At 77.1% G+C, this 18,386-nt stretch carries 21 protein-coding genes; 12 read left to right on the top strand and 9 right to left on the bottom strand.

Annotated features, from left to right (window positions below; all coding sequences use genetic code 11):
- Positions 1-24 precede the first annotated feature (24 nt).
- From J3P29_RS03745 to J3P29_RS03765, 5 genes are all read left to right on the top strand, one after another.
- On the top strand, positions 25-525 hold the full coding sequence (locus tag J3P29_RS03745) for a hypothetical protein (RefSeq protein ID WP_210491694.1): 501 nt from the start codon (positions 25-27) through the stop codon (positions 523-525).
- Complete coding sequence (locus J3P29_RS03750) at positions 522-1,610, top strand: crosslink repair DNA glycosylase YcaQ family protein (RefSeq protein WP_210491695.1); 1,089 nt, start codon at positions 522-524, stop codon at positions 1,608-1,610. The genes J3P29_RS03745 and J3P29_RS03750 overlap by 4 nt, the downstream gene beginning before the upstream one ends.
- 42 nt (positions 1,611-1,652) lie before the next feature.
- The gene (locus tag J3P29_RS03755) at positions 1,653-2,438 is read left to right on the top strand and encodes an MBL fold metallo-hydrolase (RefSeq protein ID WP_210491696.1); all 786 of its coding nucleotides are present in this window, start codon (positions 1,653-1,655) and stop codon (positions 2,436-2,438) included.
- Between the two features lie 166 nt (positions 2,439-2,604).
- On the top strand, positions 2,605-2,922 hold the full coding sequence (locus tag J3P29_RS03760) for a hypothetical protein (protein WP_210491697.1): 318 nt from the start codon (positions 2,605-2,607) through the stop codon (positions 2,920-2,922).
- 131 nt (positions 2,923-3,053) lie between these two features.
- The gene (locus J3P29_RS03765; protein ID WP_210491698.1) at positions 3,054-3,500 is read left to right on the top strand and encodes an OsmC family peroxiredoxin; all 447 of its coding nucleotides are present in this window, start codon (positions 3,054-3,056) and stop codon (positions 3,498-3,500) included.
- A 43-nt stretch (positions 3,501-3,543) separates the two neighbouring features.
- On the opposite strand, the gene J3P29_RS03770 is transcribed toward J3P29_RS03765, so the two are convergent.
- Positions 3,544-4,326 carry an SDR family oxidoreductase gene (locus J3P29_RS03770; protein WP_246851413.1) on the bottom strand — a complete coding sequence of 261 codons (783 nt, stop codon included), beginning with the start codon at positions 4,324-4,326 and terminating at the stop codon, positions 3,544-3,546.
- Between the two features lie 125 nt (positions 4,327-4,451).
- Here J3P29_RS03770 and J3P29_RS03775 point away from each other — a divergent pair, with 125 nt between their 5' ends.
- Complete coding sequence (locus J3P29_RS03775; protein WP_210491699.1) at positions 4,452-4,835, top strand: MerR family transcriptional regulator; 384 nt, start codon at positions 4,452-4,454, stop codon at positions 4,833-4,835.
- Positions 4,832-5,806, top strand: coding sequence for an aldo/keto reductase (locus J3P29_RS03780; RefSeq protein ID WP_210491700.1), 975 nt, complete (start codon positions 4,832-4,834; stop codon positions 5,804-5,806). Before J3P29_RS03775 ends, J3P29_RS03780 begins: the two co-directional genes overlap by 4 nt.
- Before the next feature lie 46 nt (positions 5,807-5,852).
- Here the strand turns inward: J3P29_RS03780 and J3P29_RS03785 are convergent, their stop codons facing one another.
- Complete coding sequence (locus J3P29_RS03785) at positions 5,853-6,611, bottom strand: hypothetical protein (RefSeq protein ID WP_210491701.1); 759 nt, start codon at positions 6,609-6,611, stop codon at positions 5,853-5,855.
- Between the two features lie 16 nt (positions 6,612-6,627).
- Here J3P29_RS03785 and J3P29_RS03790 point away from each other — a divergent pair, with 16 nt between their 5' ends.
- Entirely contained in the window at positions 6,628-7,110 is a 483-nt protein-coding gene (locus tag J3P29_RS03790) for a hypothetical protein (RefSeq protein ID WP_210491702.1), read from the top strand.
- Positions 7,111-7,128: 18 nt separating this feature from the next.
- Here the strand turns inward: J3P29_RS03790 and J3P29_RS03795 are convergent, their stop codons facing one another.
- Entirely contained in the window at positions 7,129-7,806 is a 678-nt protein-coding gene (locus J3P29_RS03795; RefSeq protein WP_210491703.1) for a TetR/AcrR family transcriptional regulator, read from the bottom strand.
- Positions 7,807-7,954: 148 nt separating this feature from the next.
- On the opposite strand from J3P29_RS03795, the gene J3P29_RS03800 reads away from it, so the two are divergent.
- Together J3P29_RS03800 and J3P29_RS03805 are read left to right on the top strand one after the other, a co-directional pair.
- Positions 7,955-9,436: an MFS transporter gene (locus tag J3P29_RS03800; RefSeq protein ID WP_210491704.1), complete on the top strand. Its 1,482-nt coding sequence runs from the start codon at positions 7,955-7,957 to the stop codon at positions 9,434-9,436.
- Positions 9,437-9,526: 90 nt separating this feature from the next.
- On the top strand, positions 9,527-10,249 hold the full coding sequence (locus tag J3P29_RS03805) for a lysophospholipid acyltransferase family protein (protein ID WP_349239762.1): 723 nt from the start codon (positions 9,527-9,529) through the stop codon (positions 10,247-10,249).
- 10 nt (positions 10,250-10,259) lie between these two features.
- Here the strand turns inward: J3P29_RS03805 and J3P29_RS03810 are convergent, their stop codons facing one another.
- The gene (locus J3P29_RS03810; protein WP_210491706.1) at positions 10,260-11,621 is read right to left on the bottom strand and encodes an FAD-binding oxidoreductase; all 1,362 of its coding nucleotides are present in this window, start codon (positions 11,619-11,621) and stop codon (positions 10,260-10,262) included.
- Between the two features lie 146 nt (positions 11,622-11,767).
- Between J3P29_RS03810 and J3P29_RS03815 the strand changes: the two genes are divergently transcribed.
- Positions 11,768-12,661: a CHAD domain-containing protein gene (locus tag J3P29_RS03815; RefSeq protein ID WP_210491707.1), complete on the top strand. Its 894-nt coding sequence runs from the start codon at positions 11,768-11,770 to the stop codon at positions 12,659-12,661.
- Here J3P29_RS03815 and J3P29_RS03820 read toward each other — a convergent pair.
- Complete coding sequence (locus tag J3P29_RS03820) at positions 12,658-13,305, bottom strand: DsbA family oxidoreductase (protein ID WP_210491708.1); 648 nt, start codon at positions 13,303-13,305, stop codon at positions 12,658-12,660. The genes J3P29_RS03815 and J3P29_RS03820 overlap by 4 nt on opposite strands.
- A gap of 120 nt (positions 13,306-13,425) precedes the next feature.
- Here J3P29_RS03820 and J3P29_RS03825 point away from each other — a divergent pair, with 120 nt between their 5' ends.
- Positions 13,426-14,397: a hypothetical protein gene (locus tag J3P29_RS03825; protein ID WP_210491709.1), complete on the top strand. Its 972-nt coding sequence runs from the start codon at positions 13,426-13,428 to the stop codon at positions 14,395-14,397.
- Here the strand turns inward: J3P29_RS03825 and J3P29_RS03830 are convergent.
- The 4 genes from J3P29_RS03830 to J3P29_RS03845 all read right to left on the bottom strand — a co-directional run bounded on the left by J3P29_RS03830 (position 14,394) and on the right by J3P29_RS03845 (position 18,350).
- Positions 14,394-15,113 (bottom strand): acyl-ACP thioesterase domain-containing protein, encoded by a 720-nt coding sequence (locus J3P29_RS03830; RefSeq protein ID WP_210491710.1) that lies wholly within the window; start codon positions 15,111-15,113, stop codon positions 14,394-14,396. The genes J3P29_RS03825 and J3P29_RS03830 overlap by 4 nt on opposite strands.
- Positions 15,114-15,218: 105 nt before the next feature.
- Positions 15,219-16,472 carry a hypothetical protein gene (locus J3P29_RS03835; RefSeq protein ID WP_210491711.1) on the bottom strand — a complete coding sequence of 418 codons (1,254 nt, stop codon included), beginning with the start codon at positions 16,470-16,472 and terminating at the stop codon, positions 15,219-15,221.
- A gap of 10 nt (positions 16,473-16,482) precedes the next feature.
- Positions 16,483-17,178: a hypothetical protein gene (locus tag J3P29_RS03840; RefSeq protein ID WP_210491712.1), complete on the bottom strand. Its 696-nt coding sequence runs from the start codon at positions 17,176-17,178 to the stop codon at positions 16,483-16,485.
- Positions 17,175-18,350, bottom strand: coding sequence for a hypothetical protein (locus J3P29_RS03845; RefSeq protein ID WP_210491713.1), 1,176 nt, complete (start codon positions 18,348-18,350; stop codon positions 17,175-17,177). The genes J3P29_RS03840 and J3P29_RS03845 overlap by 4 nt, the downstream gene beginning before the upstream one ends.
- Positions 18,351-18,386 lie beyond the last annotated feature (36 nt).

The raw sequence follows: 18,386 nt of genomic DNA on the forward strand, positions 1-18,386 counted from the left end.
CAGCGGCGAAGGCCGCCCCTCCCGATGTGCGACCGTCCCGCCCCGCCGTCCGTCGCGCCCGCCGCCGCGGAGGGCGTCCAGCTGCAGCTGCACCCCGGTGCCGGCGACCACGCGGCGCTCGCCGGGAGCGTCGACGCGTGGCGGGCGTCGCTGCCGGCGGCCCTGCGCGCGCACGCCGACGCGCCGGCCGAGCTCGTCGATCGCGGCGGCGGGCTGACCCCGCGCGCCCTGGCGGCGCTCCGGGACGCGCGGCTGCGCGCCGGGGCGGGCGCCGACGAGGTGGACCGCGCGATGGCGGCGGTGCTCGCCTGCGCCCGCTGGCTGACGGCCCGGGGGCTGCTGCCCGCCGGCGTCCTCGAGCCGCTGCAGGCCGTGCCGCGCCCGCGCTTCGTCGCCCCGGACCCCGTGCGCGCCACCCGGACGCGCCGGGCCCCCGGGCAGCTCTCGCTCCTCGACGAGGACGCCGCCACGCCGGTCGTCGCGCGGCGGGCGGTCGCGCGCGGCGCGGGTACGGTGCGGCGATGACGGAGGCGACGCGCGAGCGGGTGCTGGCCTTCCGGGTGGCCGGCCACCACCTGGACGCGCCGACCGATCCGGCGACGGCCGTCGCGGCGTGCGGGCTGCAGGAGTACCCGCCCGGCCACGCCGAGGTCGCGCTGCACGCCCGCGCCGGCGACGTCGCCGCCGACGACCCGGTGCGCCGGACGTGGGCGACCGTCAACGCCATGCGCGGCGCGCCGTACGTCGTGCCGCGCGCCGACGTCGCCGTCTTCACGCGGGCCCTGGTGCCCGAGCGCGACGCCGACCTGAAGGGCCTGGTCGGGTCCGGCCCCGCCCGCGAGCTGGCCGACGCCGGGGTGGCGGTGCGGGAGGCCCTCGAACGGGTGGCCGCCGCCGCGCGCGACGGCCTGGCCGACGGGCCGCTCGACCGCGACGCGTTCCACCAGGCGCTGCGCGAGCGGCTGCCGCCCGAGCTGCTGCCGTGGTGCCGCGGCTGCCAGAGCCACCACGTGCGGCCCGCGCTGTGGCGCGCGCTCGGCCCGCTCGGCGTGACCGAGATGCCGGCGAAGGCGACGTGGGCGCTGGCCCCGGACGCCGACGCCCGCGTCGACCTGGACGCGGCGCGCGCCGAGCTGGTCCGGCGCTTCCTGCGCGCGTACGGCCCGTCGACGCACAGCGGGCTGGCCGCGTGGGCGCAGACGGCGCCCGCGCACGCGAAGGCGTGCCTCGCCCTCGTCGACGACGAGCTGCAGCCCGTCCGCGTCGCGGGCCAGCGCCGCTGGATCCTCGCGGCCGACGCCGCCCGGCTGGCGGACCCTCCGGCCGCGCGCGGCGTGCGGGTCCTCTCCGGGTACGACCCGTACCTGGCGCAGCCCGACCGCGGCGACCTGGTGCCCGACGCCGCGACGCGCAAGGCGCTCTTCCCCGCCGTCGGCCGCCCCGCCGTCGTGCTGCTCGACGGACGGCTGGCCGGCCTGCTGCGGGCGCGCAAGCAGGGCGCGGTCCTGCGCGTGCGCGCGACGTGGCTCGGCGACCCGGTGCCCGTGGAGGACGCGCTGCACGCCCACGCGCGCCTGCGCGGCTGCGAGCGCGCCGTCCTGGCCGACTGAGCGGCGCTTGACGGCGCCCGCGCCGGGCCGGGAGCATGGGCCATGCCCGCCGCGTCGCCCGTCCGCCCCCGCCGCCCCCGCGACCCCCGGCGACTGCTCGACGCGCTCGCGTGCGGCGCGCCGGAGCAGGCGGCCGACGGCGTGTGGGTCCTGCGCGGCGGCCCGCTGCGCACGATGAACGCGTACCTGCTCGCCGACCCCGACGGCGGCGTCTCCGTCTTCGACGCGGGGGAGCGCGGGATGGCCGCGGCGATCCTCCGCGCCGCGGCGCCGCACGGCGGCGTCCGGCGCGTCGTCCTGGGCCACGGCGACACGGACCACCGCGGCGCGGCCCCGGCGCTCGCCGCGGCGGGCGCGCCGGTCCTCTGCCACCCCGACGCCCGGCCGCACGCCGAGGGCACCGGCGGGCGGGACTACTGGCGGCCCGAGCTGCTCCCCGGCGCGGTGCGCCGCTTCCACGGGGTGATGCACCACGTGTGGGACGGCGGCCCGGTGACGATCAGCGGCACGGTGGCGGACGGCGACGAGGTCGCCGGCTTCCGCGTCGTCGCGCTGCCCGGGCACGCGCCCGGACTGATCGGGCTGTGGCGCGAGCGGGACCGCGTGGCGCTCGTGTCGGACGCCTTCTACATGACCGACATGTGGGGCCGTCCGCAGGATCCGGGGCTTCCGCTGCGCGCCTACAACCACGACACCGAGCAGGCGCGCGCCAGCCTGCGCCGGCTCGCCGAGCTGGACCCGGCCGTCGTCTGGCCCGGCCACCTCGGCCCGCTGACCGGCGACGTCCGCGGCGTGCTCGAGCGGGCGGCCGCCGCGCCGGTGGCCTGAAGGGAGAGCAGGGCCCGGCGGCGATGCCGCCGGGCCCCGGGGAGAGAGACCAGAACGGCGTCCGATCTGCGGTCCATCCTCCGCGATCGCGGGCGCTCCGTCTTGGGGCGTCGGTACGAACCGGGCCGCCGGACTTTGGACGGCGGGAGCGGGCTACGCTGCAGGGGTGCCGCGTCCGTACCCCACCTGGCTCATCGCGCCGCTGTCGCTCGTGATCGGCTTCGGCGTCGCCGACCTGACCGGCGTCCGGCCGCTCGGCGGGGTCGTCCTCTTCCTCGCCGCGCTGTGGTGCGGGCTGGAGTGGCGCCGCACCCGCGGGCTCCCCGTCGCGCTCGGCCTGGTGCTCGTCTACCTGGCGGCGTTCGCGCTGTCGCACCCGCTCGGCAAGCAGGTCGGCTCGTGGCCGTCCGTCCTCGCCGTCAGCGTGATCGTCGGCGCCGTCGTCTGGGCGGCGACGACCCGTCACCCGCGCGCCGCGCTGTAGGTCCGGTCGCGCCCGTCCGGCGCCCCGGCCCCCGCCGCGGCGGGCCGGCTCGGCCTGCATCCGGCCGCGTCCGGGCCGCGTAGCCCGGGTACGGGTCCGTCGCAGGGCCACCACGACCGCAGGAGGACCGAATGCCCGTCGCATTCCGCAAGGCCAGCACCGAGTGGCAGGGGACCGCCGCCGAGGGCGGGGGCACGCTGACCCTCGTCAGCTCGGGCGCCGGCGGCCCGTTCCCCGTCAGCCTCACGAAGCGCACGGACGAGGCCGACCGGACGCAGACCAACCCCGAGGAGCTCATCGCCGCGGCGCACTCCAGCTGCTACGCGATGGCGTTCTCGAACGTCCTGACGCAGCACGACACGCCGCCGTCCCAGCTGGACGTCGACGTGCGCGTGACGCTCGACAAGGCGGGCGAGGGGTTCGCCATCACCCGCTCCGAGATCACGGTCACCGGCGACGTCCCCGGCCTGGACCAGGCGACGTTCGAGCGCCTGGCCGGCGAGGCCGAGAAGGGCTGCCCGGTCTCGAACGCGCTGCGGGGCAGCGTCGAGATCGCGCTGAAGGCCACGCTGGCCTGAGCGGCCGGCCCGCGGGGCGCGACGCGCCCCGCGGGCCCGCGCGTCAGAGCGCCTTGAGCAGGCCGCCGTCGAGCACCAGCTCGGCGCCGCGCATGCTCGGCAGCGCGTCCGAGGCGAGCGCCACGACGAGGGCCGCGACCTCCTCCGGCGCGACCATCGAGGACGTCGTCATGCCCAGCGCGGCGGGCACGCGCGCGTCGATCTCGTCCCGGCCGATGCCCATCGCGGCGGTCATCGTCGCGCCCGGCGACCCGTCGGCCGTCCACATCGGCGTCAGCACCGGCCCCGGCGAGATCGTGTTGACCCGCACCCCGGCCGGGCCGAACTCGTCGGCCAGCGCCTTCCCCAGGCTGAGCACCGCGGCCTTCGCGGCGCCGTAGGCCACGACGGGGCCCATCCCCAGCCGCGCGTTCGTCGAGGCGACGTTGACGATCGCGCCGCCGCGCTGCTGCAGCGACGGCAGCGCCGCGCGCGTGGCGCGCACCGTCGACAGCAGGTTCAGGTCCAGGACGGTCTGCCAGTCCTCGTCGGTGGTGGCGAGGAACCCGCCGAGCGGCGCGGGGTTGCCGCCGACGTTGTTGACCAGCAGGTCGACGCCGCCGCTCACGTCGAGCGCGTGGGCGACGAGCCGGCCGGGGCCCTCCGCCGACGCCAGGTCGAGCGCGAGGGCGTGCGGGGTGGCGGCCCCCAGCTCGGGGGTGACGGTGCGGGTGCCGGCGACGACGGTGGCGCCGCAGCCGGCGAGCGCCCGGACGACGGCCAGGCCGATGCCGCGGCCGGCACCCGTGACGACCGCGGTGGTGCCGGTGAGATCGGTGGACAGCATGGTGCTCCTCTCGGTGGTTGTGGGAGCAACGAGAGTGCCGCCGGGGTCTCCGCAGCGCTAGCCGTTTTCGGACGTCGCATCCGGGCCTTGACTTGGAGTGCGCTCGAAGTCCTATCGTCGCCGGTGTGGCGACGACCTCCTCCGCACCCCGCACGATCTCCGACGCCGCCCTCGAGACGGGCCTGTCGGCGCACACCCTGCGCTACTACGAGCGCGAGGGCCTGATGCTCGGGCCCGTCGACCGGGCCGCGTCCAGCCATCGGCGCTACAGCGACCGCGACCTGGGGTGGATCCGCATGCTCACGCACCTGCGGCGCACCGGCATGCCGATCCGCACCCTGCGCGAGTACGCGGCGCTGGCGCGGGCGGGTGAGGGCAACGAGGCCGAGCGCCTCGCGCTCCTCGAGGCGCACCGCGAGCACGTCCTGCGCGAGCTGGACGAGATGCGACGCAACCTCGAGGCCGTCGACCGCAAGATCGCCATCTACCGCGAGAGGACCTCCGCATGAAGACCACCGCTCTGGGCTCGGAAGGGCTCGTCGTCTCCCAGCAGGGCCTCGGCTGCATGGGCATGTCCGAGTTCTACGGCCAGACCGACGACGCGGAGTCGATCGCGACGATCCACCGGGCCCTCGAGCTCGGCGTGACGCTGCTCGACACCGCCGACATGTACGGCGTCGGAGCGAACGAGGAGCTCGTCGGCCGCGCCATCGCGGACCGCCGGGACCAGGTCGTGCTGGCCACGAAGTTCGGCAACGTCCGCGACCCCGAGAACGCCGGCTTCCGCGGCATCGACGGCTCGCCCGACTACGTGCGCTCCGCCTGCGACGCGTCGCTGCGGCGCCTGGGCGTCGACCACATCGACCTGTACTACCAGCACCGCGTCGACCCGAAGACGCCGATCGAGGAGACCGTCGGCGCCATGGCCGAGCTGGTCCAGGCCGGCAAGGTGCGGTACCTGGGCCTGTCCGAGGCGTCCGTCGCCACGATCCGCCGCGCCCACGCCGTCCACCCGATCTCGGCGCTGCAGACCGAGTACTCGATCTGGGAGCGCGGGCCCGAGGCGGAGATCCTGCCGGCGCTGCGCGACCTCGGCATCGGCTTCGTCCCCTACAGCCCGCTCGGCCGCGGCTTCCTGACCGGCACGATCCGCACGCTCGACGACCTCGCCGACGACGACTTCCGCCGCCACCAGCCGCGCCTGCAGGGCGACAACCTGGCGCAGAACGTCGGCATCGTCGAGACGATCGACGCGATCGCCGCCGAGAAGGACGCCACCGCGGCGCAGACCGCGCTCGCGTGGGTGCACGCCCAGGGCGACGACGTCGTGCCGATCCCCGGCACGAAGCGCCGGACGTACCTGGAGCAGAACGTCGGCGCGCTCGACGTGCGGCTGACCGGCGACGACCTGGCGCGCCTGGCGGGCGCCGGCGAGGCCGCGGGCGAGCGCTACCCCGACATGTCCTCGATCGACCGCTGAGGCCCCTCGCGCGCCGCCCGGCCCGTCGTCCGCGTCGGCGGCGCGGCTACTCGCCGCCGGCGGCGTACCCGCGCGGCACCTCGGCCCGGCCGTCCCGGATCTCGAGCAGCCGCAGGTACAGGACGCCGGCGACGAGGGCCGTCACCGGGGTGACCAGCGCGACGAGCAGCACCTCGATGAACGACCCGGCCACCTGGCCGGCGCCGAGGGCCACCAGGCCGGCCACGAAGCCGACGCCCAGGGTGAAGAGGAGCATCAGCAGCAGGGTCAGGAACACCTGCCAGCCGTGGCCGCGGACGAGCTCGCGGCTGCGGTCCAGGGACGCGAACGCGCCGGTGCGCTCCATCACGACGACCGGCGCCGCGACGGCCCAGATCGTCATCAGGATGAGCCCCGGCACGACGAGCAGCACGAACCCGATGCCCATCGCGATGCCGCTGACCAGGGCGACCGCCACCAGACGGCCCGCCACGGGCGAGATGCCGCGGAAGAGCTGGCCGACGCTGACGTCCGCCTCGCCGTCGCGGACGTCGCGCACGAGCTCGACGACCATCCCCTGGAAGATCGCGTTGAGCACGAGCGACAGCGCGAGCGTCGCGGGCAGCAGCTCCGCCTGGTCGCGCACGGCGAAGCTCACCATCGCGTCGACGAGCGCGAACACGAGCGCCGCCGGGTAGAGCACCGCGAAGTGGGCGCGGAAGATCTCGAAGGCGCGGCGGAACGTCGCGGCGGGGTCGACCATCGGCGGCATCGCGCCCATCATCCCCGACGGACCGGCGGCGCGGGCGACGGGCGTGGGGCGCATCGGGCAGCATGGAGCGATGCGCGCCCGGCCCGCCCTCCTGCCGCTGGCCGCGGCGGTCGTCGTCGCCGGCTGCGGCGGCGGGGACGCCACGACCGCCGCGGCCCCCGCCGCGCGGGCCGCGACCACGGCCCGCGCCGCCGCGCCCGCGCCGCGTCGCCCCCGGGCGACGCCCGCCGCGCCGTCCGCGCCGCCGCGGTCGTGGGACGCCACCTGCCCCACCCCGACGCCCTCCGCGCTCGGGTGCCGCGCCGTGCGGGGGCGCGTCCTGGCGATCGAGTCGCACGACCCGGACGGCGACGGCGACCTGCACGTCGTCGCCTACGGCGGCGGGGTCACCGCGCCGGGCATCACGATCTTCGACGTCCGCGCGAGCCTGCGGCCGCGCCGCGATCCGCGGCCGGGGCAGATCGTCACGGGGGCCGGGCCGGTCTTCCCGGGCAGCCACCGCCAGCGGCAGATCCAGGTCGACGTCTTCCGCGTCTGGCGGCCGCGCCGCTAGGGCCGGGCCGGCCGGGGGTCAGCGACCGGGACGCCGCCGCGCGAGCACGCGCACGAGGTCCTCGCGCGACACCGCGGGGGCGTCCAGGGGGGACGGCGCCTCGCGCGCCGGGCGCAGGCCGTCCAGGACCAGGCCGAGCGTGCGCCGCCAGGCGTCGGGGGCGACGTCGCGCGTGCCGTCGGCGACGGCGCCGACCATGACCTGGACGAGCGCCAGGTCGGTCGGCTCGACGTCGGCGCGCAGGGCGCCGGCCCGCTGCGCCCGGGCGACGAGCCGGACGATCAGCGGCTCGATGCGGTCGCGTCCCCGCGGGACGCACGACGGGCCGTCGGGGCGGCCGAGCAGCAGGTCGCCCAGGCCGCGGTCGCGCGCCTGCGCCGCGAGCGCGCCCTCGAGGAACGACCGCAGGCCCTCCCACGGGTCCTCCTGGGCGAGGGCGGCCTCGCCCAGGGCGACCATCTCGTCGATCTTGCGCTCGAACAGCGCGTCGATCAGGTCGTCCTTGTCGGGGAAGCGCCGGTAGACGGTGCCGACGCCCACCTCGGCGCGGTGGGCGATCTCGTCGAGCCCGACGCCGAGGCCCTTCTCGGCGAAGAGCGCGGCGGCGGCGTCGAGGATGCGGCGACGGTTGCGCTCGGCGTCCCGGCGCAGGGGGCGGTCCCGGGTGGTCGCGGCCGCCTGGGGCGTCGTCGCCATGGGGCGATTTTACCGGACGGTCACAGAATCGGAGCGATCGTCTCCATTCGGAGAGGCGGTCTCCACTTTGCTAGGCTGCCCTGTTGCGCGCCTTCCCCCGGGGCCGCGCCGGAACCTCCGCAGTCTCCCTCCCTCCGCAGAAGGACCCATGGCTACACCCGCCCCGTCGGCCGCGCACGCCGACCCACACCACGAGCGCCGCTGGCTCATCCTCGCCGTGCTCGGCCTCGCCCAGCTCATGGTCGTCCTCGACGCGACGATCGTGAACATCGCCCTGCCCTCCGCGCAGGAGAGCCTCGGGTTCACGGACGAGAGCCGGCAGTGGATCATCACGGCCTACGCCCTGGCGTTCGGCTCGCTCCTGCTCCTCGGCGGCCGCATCGGCGACCTCGTCGGTCGCAAGCCCGTCTTCATCACCGGCCTGATCGGCTTCGCCCTGGCGTCCGCGCTGGGCGGCGCCGCCGGCTCGTTCGGCGTCCTCGTCGTCGCGCGCGCCCTGCAGGGCGTGTTCGGCGCGCTCCTCGCCCCGGCGGCGCTGTCGCTGCTGACGACGACGTTCACCAACCCGGAGGAGCGCGGCAAGGCGTTCGGCGTGTTCGGCGCCATCGCGGGCGCGGGCGCCGGCATCGGCCTGCTGCTCGGCGGCCTGCTGACCGAGTACCTGTCGTGGCGCTGGTGCCTGTACGTCAACCTCGTCTTCGCCGTCCCCGCCGCGCTCGGCGCGATGACGCTGCTGCACGGCGGCACGCAGGGCCACCGGACGAAGCTCGACATCCCGGGCACGCTGTCGATCACGCTCGGCCTGTTCGCGCTCGTCTACGGCTTCTCGAACGCCGAGACCGACAGCTGGACCGCCCCGCTGACCATCGTCTGCCTGGTCGTCGCGGTCGTCCTCGTCGTCGCGTTCGTCCTGATCGAGCTGCGCGTCGAGCACCCGCTGCTGCCGCTGCGCGTCGTCACCGACCGCAACCGCGGCGGCTCGTACATGGCCTTCGCGATCGTCGGCATCGGCATGTTCGGGGTGTTCCTGTTCCTGACGTACTACCTGCAGCAGACCCGCGGGTACTCGCCGGTGAAGACGGGCCTGGCGTTCCTGCCGATGAACTTCGCGATCATGGGGACCGCCACCACGGCGACCGTCGTGCTGCTCGGCCGCTTCGGGCCGCGCATCCTGATGACGCTCGGCATGGTCCTGGCCGCCCTGGGCATGGTGCTCTTCGCGCAGCTCGACGTGGACTCGAGCTACCTGACGGGCGTGCTGCCCGGCCTGCTCGTGCTCGGCGTCGGCCTGGGCCTCGTGTTCGCTCCCGGCATGGAGACCGCGACGACCGGTCTGGGCCGCGCGGACGCCGGCGTCGGCTCCGCGATGGTCAACACGGTGCAGCAGGTCGGCGGCTCGATCGGGACGGCGCTGCTGTCGACGATCTTCACGAGCTCGGTCACGAGCTTCACGGAGAGCAACCGCGCCCTGGGGCCGAAGCTCGCCGTCGAGGGCCCGATGCACGGCTACATCACGGCCTTCTGGTGGGCCGCCGCGATCATCGCCGTCGGCGCCGTGATCGTCGGGCTGCTGCTCCGCTCCGGCGTCGTCGAGCGCGACGCGGACGCCGAGCCCGTCATGGCCCACTGAGCCCGCCGGGGCGCGCAGGCGCCCCGGCCCACGCGGTACCCGCGGCGGCGGGGCGTCCCAGGGCGCCCCGCCGCTGGCATGATGCGGGCCGTGTCCGCCCGCCGCACGTCCTCCGCGCCGCTCCCCCGCCGGGTCGAGCGCATCACGCCGACGTACCGCGCCGCGATGGCGGCGTGCACGCCGACGATCTCGTGGTGGGGGCGCCTGCGCGTCACCGGCCTGGAGCACCTGCCGCCGGAGGGGCCGCTGCTCGTCGTCGGCAACCACGACTCGTACTGGGACCCGGTGGCCATCGGCGTCGCCGGGCTGCCGGTGCGGCAGATCCGCGCGCTCGCCAAGTCGAGCCTGTGGAAGACGAAGCCGCTGGCGAAGGTCCTCGACGGGATGGGGCAGATCCCGATCGAGCGCGGCAAGGGCGACGTCCACGCGCTCGACACCGCGATCGCCGAGCTGCGCGGCGGCGCGTGCATCGGCGTCTTCCCCGAGGGCACGATCTCGCGCGGCGGCTACCTGCGCCCCCGCAGCGGCGTCGGGCGGCTGGCGGCGGCGGTCCCCGAGGCCGCGGTCGTCTGCGTCGCCACGCGCGGCACCGTCGACGTCGTCCGCGCCCCGAAGCGGCCGCGGATCGAGATCGACTTCTTCCCGCCCGCCGGCGGCCCGATGGCCCCGGGCGAGGCGCCGGGCGCCTTCGTGACGCGGCTGATGGAGGAGATCCGGGAGCGCGCGCCGATCGCGATCCCCGGCCGCGCCCGCACCGCCGCGAAGTACCGCCGCGCGCAGCAGGACGCCGCGCCGGACGACGTCGCGGCCTAGCCGGCCCGCGTCAGCGCGCGGCGACCACGTCGTGGTTGCCGCGCAGCAGGCCGTCGGGGTCGTACGCGGCCTTGACCGCCTGCAGGCGCCGGAACGCCTCCGGGGCGAACAGGTTCTGCGGCCCCGTGGGCTGCTCGCTGAACGTCAGCAGCTCGCGCCCGGTGGACCACGGCGTCATCGCCGTCCGCAGCGCCGCCAGGTGCGACGCCACCGCCGTGGTGGCGTCCGGGTGGCCCGTCATCCCGACGGCGTAGAGGGCGTAGGCCGCGTCGATGCGGTCCAGCGCGCCGTCGACGGGCCGGGCGAGCGCGCCGCCCAGGTGCCGCAGCTCGGCGGAGAGCAGCGGCGACCCGGATCCGGCGCCCGCGGCCGCGACGAGCGCGTCGAGCGCCTCGTCCGGCAGGTCCCGCAGCAGCAGGTGGTCGCCGGCGGCGGGGACGGCGACGGGCGGGTCCATGTGCAGGTCGTGCAGCGCGGTCGCCGGCATCGGACCGAAGGTGTCGACGAACGGCGCGAGCGCCCGCAGCGGGGCGACGCGCGCGTCGGCGTCCTCGGCCGCCCCCAGGTCGGCGATCTCGACGGCCACGACGTCCTGGCCGCGCAGCGGCTCGGGCAGCTCGGGCGCCGGCGGTAGGCGCAGCAGCCGCCCCACCGACGTCAGGTCGTCCGGCAGGTCGGTCGTCCAGTCGCGCCAGGCGCGCAGCACCTCGGGCGCCCGGTCCAGGGGCCAGAAGAGCACGCCGCCCTGCACCGTCGACACCGGGAAGAGGTCGAGCTCGAGCGCCGTGACGAGCGCGAACGACCCCCCGCCGCCGCGGAGCGCCCACAGCAGGGCGGGCTGCGACGCGACGTCGACGCGCAGCCGCTCGCCGGCGGCGGTCACCACGTCGGCGGCGCGCAGGGACGAGGACGCCAGTCCGTGGCGGCGGGCGAGCCAGCCCACGCCGCCGCCGAGGACGTAGCCGGCGACGCCGACCGTGGCCGACGTGCCCGCCAGTGCGGCCAGGCCGTGGGGGGCGAGCGCGGTCTGCACCTGGGCCCAGGTGACTCCGGCCCCGACGTGGGCCACGCGGGCGACGGGGTCCACGCGGACGGCGGACATGCCGGCGGTGCGGACGAGCAGCGTGCGGTCGAGCGGCCCCATCGGCGCGGCGCCGTGCCCGGTGCTCTGCGCGGCCACGCGGAGCCCGTGCTCGCGCGCGTAGGCGATGGCCTCGACGACGCCGCCCGGGCCGGACGCCATGAGCACCGCGGCCGGCCGCTGGTCGACGGCCAGGTTGAACGCTGAGCGCGCCGCGTCCCACGACGGATGCCCGGGCAGTCGCAGGGCGCCGGGCAGGTCGTCCCGGCCGATGGACGGTGGAACACGCACGCGCGTCAGCCTAGAGTGTCGCGCGTAAAGCGCCCTCGTCCTCGACGGATGTCCATTCGCTGTTCACCTGTACACAAGGGAACGGTGCGGGTGGACGGCCCGAGCGACGGGTACGAGTGCGGTGACCCCGACCGAGGATCCCGTCCGTGAGCTTCCGCCTCGACCTCGAGCGCCCCGTCGCCGACTCCACCCGCCGCGTCACCCGGGAGCGCCTGGAGCGCGTGATCGACGAGCTGTCCGGCCGGCGCTCCGGTGACCACGCCACCGCCGTCCACGAGGCGCGCAAGGACCTCAAGCGCACCCGCTCGCTCGTCCGCCTGCTGCGCGCGGGCGTGCCGAAGAAGCGCTACCGCCGCGAGAGCGCCGCGCTCCGCGAGGTCGCCCGCTCGCTCGGCGCCCGCCGCGAGGCCGCGGCGATGGTCGAGACGCTCGACCGCCTGCACGCGCGCTTCGCCGGGCAGGTCCCCGGGGCGACGTTCGACCGGCTGCGCGAGGCGCTCGTCGCGCGCATCCCCACGGGCGAGGAGGAGACGTCGGCCGCGGTCGAGGAGCTGCGCCGGATCGACGCGCGGGTGGCGAAGGGGGCGCTCGACGTGCAGGAGCGCGCGGCGCTCGTGGCCGGCATCGCGCGGACGTACGAGCGCGGCCGCCTGGCGTTCGCGGCGGCGGACGCCGAGCCGACGGCCGAGCGGCTGCACGACTGGCGCAAGCGCGTGAAGGACCTGTGGTACCAGCAGGAGCTGCTCGGCGACGCGTGGCCCGAGCTGCTCGACGTGCAGGCGAAGGAGGCCAAGGCGCTCTCGCAGGTGCTCGGCGACGACCACGACCTGAGCGAGCTCGACGCGCTGCTGCGCGACCCGCGGGGCCCGGCGGCCGGGGTGCCGCTCGACACGGACGCGCTGCTGCCGCTCGTCGCGGAGCAGCGCGCCGAGCTGCTGGCCGACGCCCGGGCGCGCGGCCGCCGCGTCTACGCGGAGAAGCCGGAGGCGTTCGCGCGGCGGATGCGGCGCTACCTGCAGGCGCCGCCGCTGCGCCGCTAGGCCGGCTGGCGCTCCGCCCACGCCTGGTCGAGCGCGGAGAGCAGCGCGTCGGCCGGCTGGGCGCCCGTGACGAGGTAGCGGCGGTCGATCACGAAGGACGGCACGCCGGACAGGCCGAACTCGCGGGCCAGCTCCAGGTCGGCGTCGACGTCGGCGGCGTAGGCGCGCTCGTCCGCCAGGACGCCCGCCACCTCGGCGGCGTCCAGCCCGGCGTCGCCGGCCAGGCGGGCGAGCGTGGCGTGGTCGCTCAGCCGCTCGCCCTCGACGAAGTAGCCGCGCAGCAGCCGCTCCTTCACCGCGTCCTGCACGCCGCGCTCGCGGGCGAGCTGGATCACGCGGTGCGCGTCGTACGTGTTGCTCGGCTTCAGCGCGTCGAAGTCGTAGCGCAGGCCGACGCCCTCGGCCATCCCGATCACGCGGGCGTTCATCTCGTGCGCCTCCTCGACGGAGCGCCCGTACTTCGTCGCCAGCAGCTCGTCGATCGTGCCGTCGACGACCTTCGGCGTCGTCGGGTCCAGCTGGAACGAGCGCCAGCGGACCTGCACGTCGTCCCGGTGGTCGAAGCGCTCCAGCGCGGCCTCGATCTGCCGCTTGCCGATGTAGCAGAAGGGGCAGGCCACGTCGGACCAGATCTCGAGCTCCATGGGACCGACGATACGCGGGCGGGCGCGCCGGCCTGCGGGGACGGGCCGCGGGCCGGGCCGCAGGGGCGATGATGCGGACGGGGCCACGGTCCCGCGAAGCCCCCGACCGAAGGAGCCCCGATGGCGCCCGACCTGCCCGCAGCACCCCACGGCGGACCCCTGGGGCTCGCCGACGCCCTGGAGCGGACGCGGACCGCGGCCGTCGCCGTGCCGGTGCCGCCGCGCTCGCACGTCGTGGTGGGCGGCCGCGACGCGGGCCCGTACCTGGACGCGCACCTGACGCGCCCCGTGTCCGGGCTGGCGCCGGGGGAGGGGCTCGGCGCCGCGCTGCTGGCGCCGAAGGGCACGCTGCTCGGGATCCTGCGCGCGCTGCACGGTCCGGAGGGTCTGGTGCTGGACGCCGACGCGGCCGGCCACGACGAGCGGCTCGCCGCGCTGCGCCGCGGCACCGTCGGCTGGGACGTCGTCCTCGAGACGCCGGCGCTCGTCACGGTCGCCGTCGTCGGGCCGCAGGCGCGGCAGGCGGCCGGCCTGCCGGGCGAGCTGCCCGTGCACGCGCACCGCGTCGTGCGCGTGGGCGGCGTCTGGGCGCAGGCGATCGCGACGCCGCGCGGCGCGGACCTGCGGGTGGCGGCCGACCACGGCGAGGCGCTCGGCCGGGCCCTGCACGCCGCGGGGGTCCCCGTCGCCGACGCCGGGCTGCACGACCTGCTGCGGGTGCAGGACGGCGTGCCCCGGTTCGGCGTCGACGTCGACGAGCGGACGCTGCCGGCCGAGGCGGGCATCGTCCCGGCGCTCGTCGCCACGGACGCCGGCACCTACCCAGGCCTGCAGACCGTGCTGCGGCAGCAGCGCAGCGGCACCGTCCACCGGGCGCTGCGTCGGCTGCGTCCGCAGGCGCCCGTGGCCGCGGGGGACGCGGTGGTCGCCGGGGACCGCGAGGTCGGGCGCGTCGGCACGGCCGTCGTGGCGCCGGACGGCGCGCCCGCCGCCCTGGCGCTGCTGCGCACCGAGGCGGCGCCGGAGGACGCCGTGCGGGTGGGCGCGGCCGGCGTGCCGGCGACCGTCGAGGCGCTGCCGCCCCGGGCCTAGGCGCCCGCGACGAGCAGCGCGGAGGCGTGGACGGTGCCGTCCGCGCCCACGAGCCAGCGGCGGTCGCCGGCGCGCAGCAGCCGCGCGGGGCCGGCGAACGCGGGGGCCGGGTGCTCCACCTCGACGGCGAGCGGCGCGTCGGCGGGGTGCTCGCCCAGCTCCTCCTCGAGCGCCCGCCAGTACGCGGCGTTGTTCACGTGGCCGGCGACGTCCAGGTCGGCCCGGTCGAAGCGCCAGTCGACCGCGACGGCGTCGTCGGGCGGGGTGGGATGGCGCAGGCGGGCCTTCACGCGGCGGCCGGCGGCCGAGGCGCCGTAGACCGCCTCGACGGCCTCGGTGCGGCGCGGACGCAGCGTCGCGGGGTCGAGCGGCACCCACAGCGCCGCGGCCTCGACGGCGGCGCCGCGCTCGCCCGCGATGCTCGTGCGGCGCTCGGTGACCAGGGGCCCCGTGCCGCTGGCCGCGGTCCGCAGCTCGAGGCGCTCGCCGAAGACGGGGAAGCGCCGCGCCACGACCTGCGTGCGCCGGACGACCCAGAGCGACTCGCCCTCCAGGCCGGCGTCGACGACGTCCTCGTACGCGACCTGCTGCAGCCAGTCGACGACGGCGTCCAGCCGCGCCCGGCCCGGGGGCGTCGTCGCGCCGGGCCCCACCCGCAGCGCCGCGCGGTGCACGCGGCCGGCGGTCGGGAACGGGGCGATCTCGAGCGCGGTCATCCGCACGCAGGCTACGACGGGTCCGCGTCGTCCGTCCGGCGGGCCGCCGCGTGCCCCCGCGCTCGCCCGACGGGCCGGCGCTGCGCCGCGCCGCCCGGCGCGCGCTCACTCGCCCCGCGAGACGCGGCCGATCAGGTCGTCGTCGAACGCGCCGAAGCCGGTCCGCGCCCACACCGTGTCCGCCTCGAAGTACGGCCGGTCGCCGTCGCGCAGCGGGTCGAGCTGGCCGCGGCCGCTCATCGCCGCGGCGCACTCCGCGCAGACGGGCACCTGCAGCCCGCGCTCCCAGCCGACGGTGCGCTTCGCGCGGCCGTGCAGCGGGTCGAAGAAGCAGAGCGCCTTGCGCACCCGCGGCTTGCGTCCCGCGTCCAGGTCCTTCGCGCGCGCCAGCTCGGCCCGGGCCATGTCGACGAGGACGAGCACCCCGACGACGTCGACGATGCGGTCCGTCCCGTTCAGCGTCCGGCGCGCCGCCGTGTAGCCGTCGAGCGCCCGCTGGTAGGCGTCCTGCGCCGCCTCGCGGTTCGGGACCGCCTGGGCGTCGAGCAGCTCGGACAGCTGCAGCAGCTCGGTCTCGGCGTCCAGGCGCAGGCCGGAGCGCTGGGCGGCGCGGGCGTGCTCGAAGACGCGGTCGGGCAGGACGGGCATCGCGTCGTCGGCGTGCCGGGCGCCGCGCCGGCGGGCCAGGAGCCCCACGACGGCGGCCAGCACCAAGACGGCGACCAGGACCAGCGCCAGGACGGGCGCGCCGCCGTCGCCGACGGGGGATCCTTCCGAGGTGCCGCGGCCACCCGCGGGACGGTCGTAGTCCGCGTCGTCGTCGCCGCCCTTCGCCTTCTCGGCCCGCTGCGCCAGGTTCGGCTGCTTCAGGACGGCGAAGTAGCGCTGGAGCAGCTCGCGCACGTTCCATTCGGGCTGTTCGCCGTCGACGTCCTCGTACTGCGCCACGCGCTCGGCCTGCGACGCCTTCGTCGGGTAGGCGAACCTGCCGGTCGAGTAGTCCTGCGCGCGCAGGCCGCCGTTGCTGGAGCGCAGCAGGTAGACGGCCGCGCCGGCCTTCGGGCCCAGCCGGCCCTGCAGCGCCGTGGCGAGCTTCTGGGGGTCCCCGTCGAAGCGATCACCCCGCTCCAACGGAACGAGCGCGATGTACGTCCGCGGCGACGCCTCGCCGGCGAGGCGGGCGAACGTCCGCTCCTGCCGGGGGCTGACGACGTCCCGGAACAGGGGATCGACGTACACGCCGTCGCGCTCCAGCGCACGGGCGACCTTCGCGGTGTCGACCGCGGCGGACGCGGTGGGGGCCAGGGCGGCGAGGACGCCGACGAGGAGGGCGAGGACGAGCGGCAGGCGCTGCGGCACGCCCGGCACGCTACGCATCGGGGCCCCGCTTGGCGGCCCGGACGCCGCTCATCGCGGCGATGACGATCGCGACGACCGTGAGACCGAGGACCGCCCCGACGACGAACGGCGCGACGACGTCGCCGCCGAACGACAGTCCGGAGCCGCCGCCGGACGAGGCCCGGTACGGCTCGTTCGCCGGGCGCAGGGGCTCGAGGTCGTCGACGGGGCCGCGCGGCTCGGCGGGCTCGCCGGCGACGACGTGGCGGACGACCTCGCCGACGCGCCCGACGAGCCCGTTGAGGGCGCCGGGGCGCTCGTCCACCCCCGCCGACAGCACGTCGTAGGGCACGCCGGGGTAGCGCGGGATCCCCATCGACCGCAGCTCGAGGTCGCCCCGCTCGTCCGAGAGCACGTAGACCGCGTCACGGCGCAGCCGGTCCTGCAGCCCGCGGATGGTCCGGTCCTCGTCGCCGCCGGACTCGTCGGCGTCGAGCCGTGGCAGGACGGCCAGCAGGATCGGGACGTCGGCGGTGCGGAGCGTGCGGACGATCTCCTGGCGCTCCGCGGCGTCGAGCGTCCAGCCGAGCTCGGGATCGACGTAGAGCGGGCTCTGGCGCAGGCCGGCCGCGGCGTCGTCGAGGCGGTCGGCCTGCGCCGGGACGGCGGCGGCGAGCGCCGCGAGGATCGCGAGCACGAGGGCCGTCGCGAGGGCGCGGGGGTTCATCGCCGTCCTCCCGGACCGGCCAGGACCACGTCGGCGACGCGGTCCTCGATGGCGCCGAAGCCCGTGGTGGCCCAGACCGTGTCGCGCTCCCAGTACGGACGTCCGTCGTCCGCGAGGACGGCCGGCGGCTCGTCGTCGCGCAGCGCCTTCGCACAGGCGCGGCAGGTCGGGATGCGGACCTCCTCGCCGCCCCGCCGCCAGCGCGTCGGGTGGTTCCCCGCACCGTGACGGGGGTCGAAGAAGCACGGCGTGGCGGGCCGGCCGTGCAGCGTCGCGAGGCCCCGCTGGGCGAGGGCCTGCGCTCCCACCCAGTCGACGACCTCCGGCCGGCGGCCGGCGGCCACGTGCGACGCCGCGTCGTACGCGCGCAGCGCCTCGGTGGGCGGGGCGTCCGTCCGGTCGAGCTCCTTCGCGAGCGCCGCGATGGCTTCGAGCGCCTCGCGGCGCGCCTCGCCGCGCGACGGGGCGGACAGCGGGTCGCGCCGCGGCCGCCGGTGCTTCGCGGGCCGGGGACCGCGCCGGTGCCGCTCGCGACGCCACCAGACGGCCAGGGGCACCGCGAACGCGAGGAGCGCTCCGACGCCCATCATCACCCACGGCACCACGTCGCGGGCGTCCGTCGAGGAGTACGACGAGCGCTCCGCGTGGTACGCCGGGTCGCCGCGGCCCGTGCGCAGGTAGTCGAGCGCCGCGATGGCGGTGGTCGCCACGGAGGCGTCGCGCCCGACGGCATTCCGGGCGGCGAACTGCGCCCGTCCATCCTGGCCCTTCACGCGCACCTCGATGGCCTTGGCCGTCAGGGTCGAGCCGTCGGGGTCGACCGTGACGAAGAGCCCACGGCGTCCGAGGCGGTCCTGCGTCTGGACGATCAGGCCGTCGGAACCGACCATGCCCGGCTCGCCCCAGAAGCGCGGCACCACCAGCACGTACGTCCGGTAGGGCATCGCCGCGACCGCCCGGCGCAGGCGGCGCAGGTCGGCCGGCGGGACGGCCCGCACGGCCGACGGGCTCACGTACACCGGGTCCTTCCGCAGGGCCTTCGCGTACAGCTCGGGGCGGGAGGGGATCTCGTCGTCGTCGACCGCCGCCCGCGCCGCCGGAGCCGCGAGCAGGGCGGCGACGAGCACGAGCAGGGCGGCGCGCAGCCAGCGGCCGGAGGACGGCGGCGTCACGCGGCGCATCGTAGTGGCGGCCGACGATCGTTGGCG

The organism is Patulibacter sp. SYSU D01012 (assembly GCF_017916475.1).
Taxonomy (GTDB): Bacteria; Actinomycetota; Thermoleophilia; order Solirubrobacterales; family Solirubrobacteraceae; genus Patulibacter.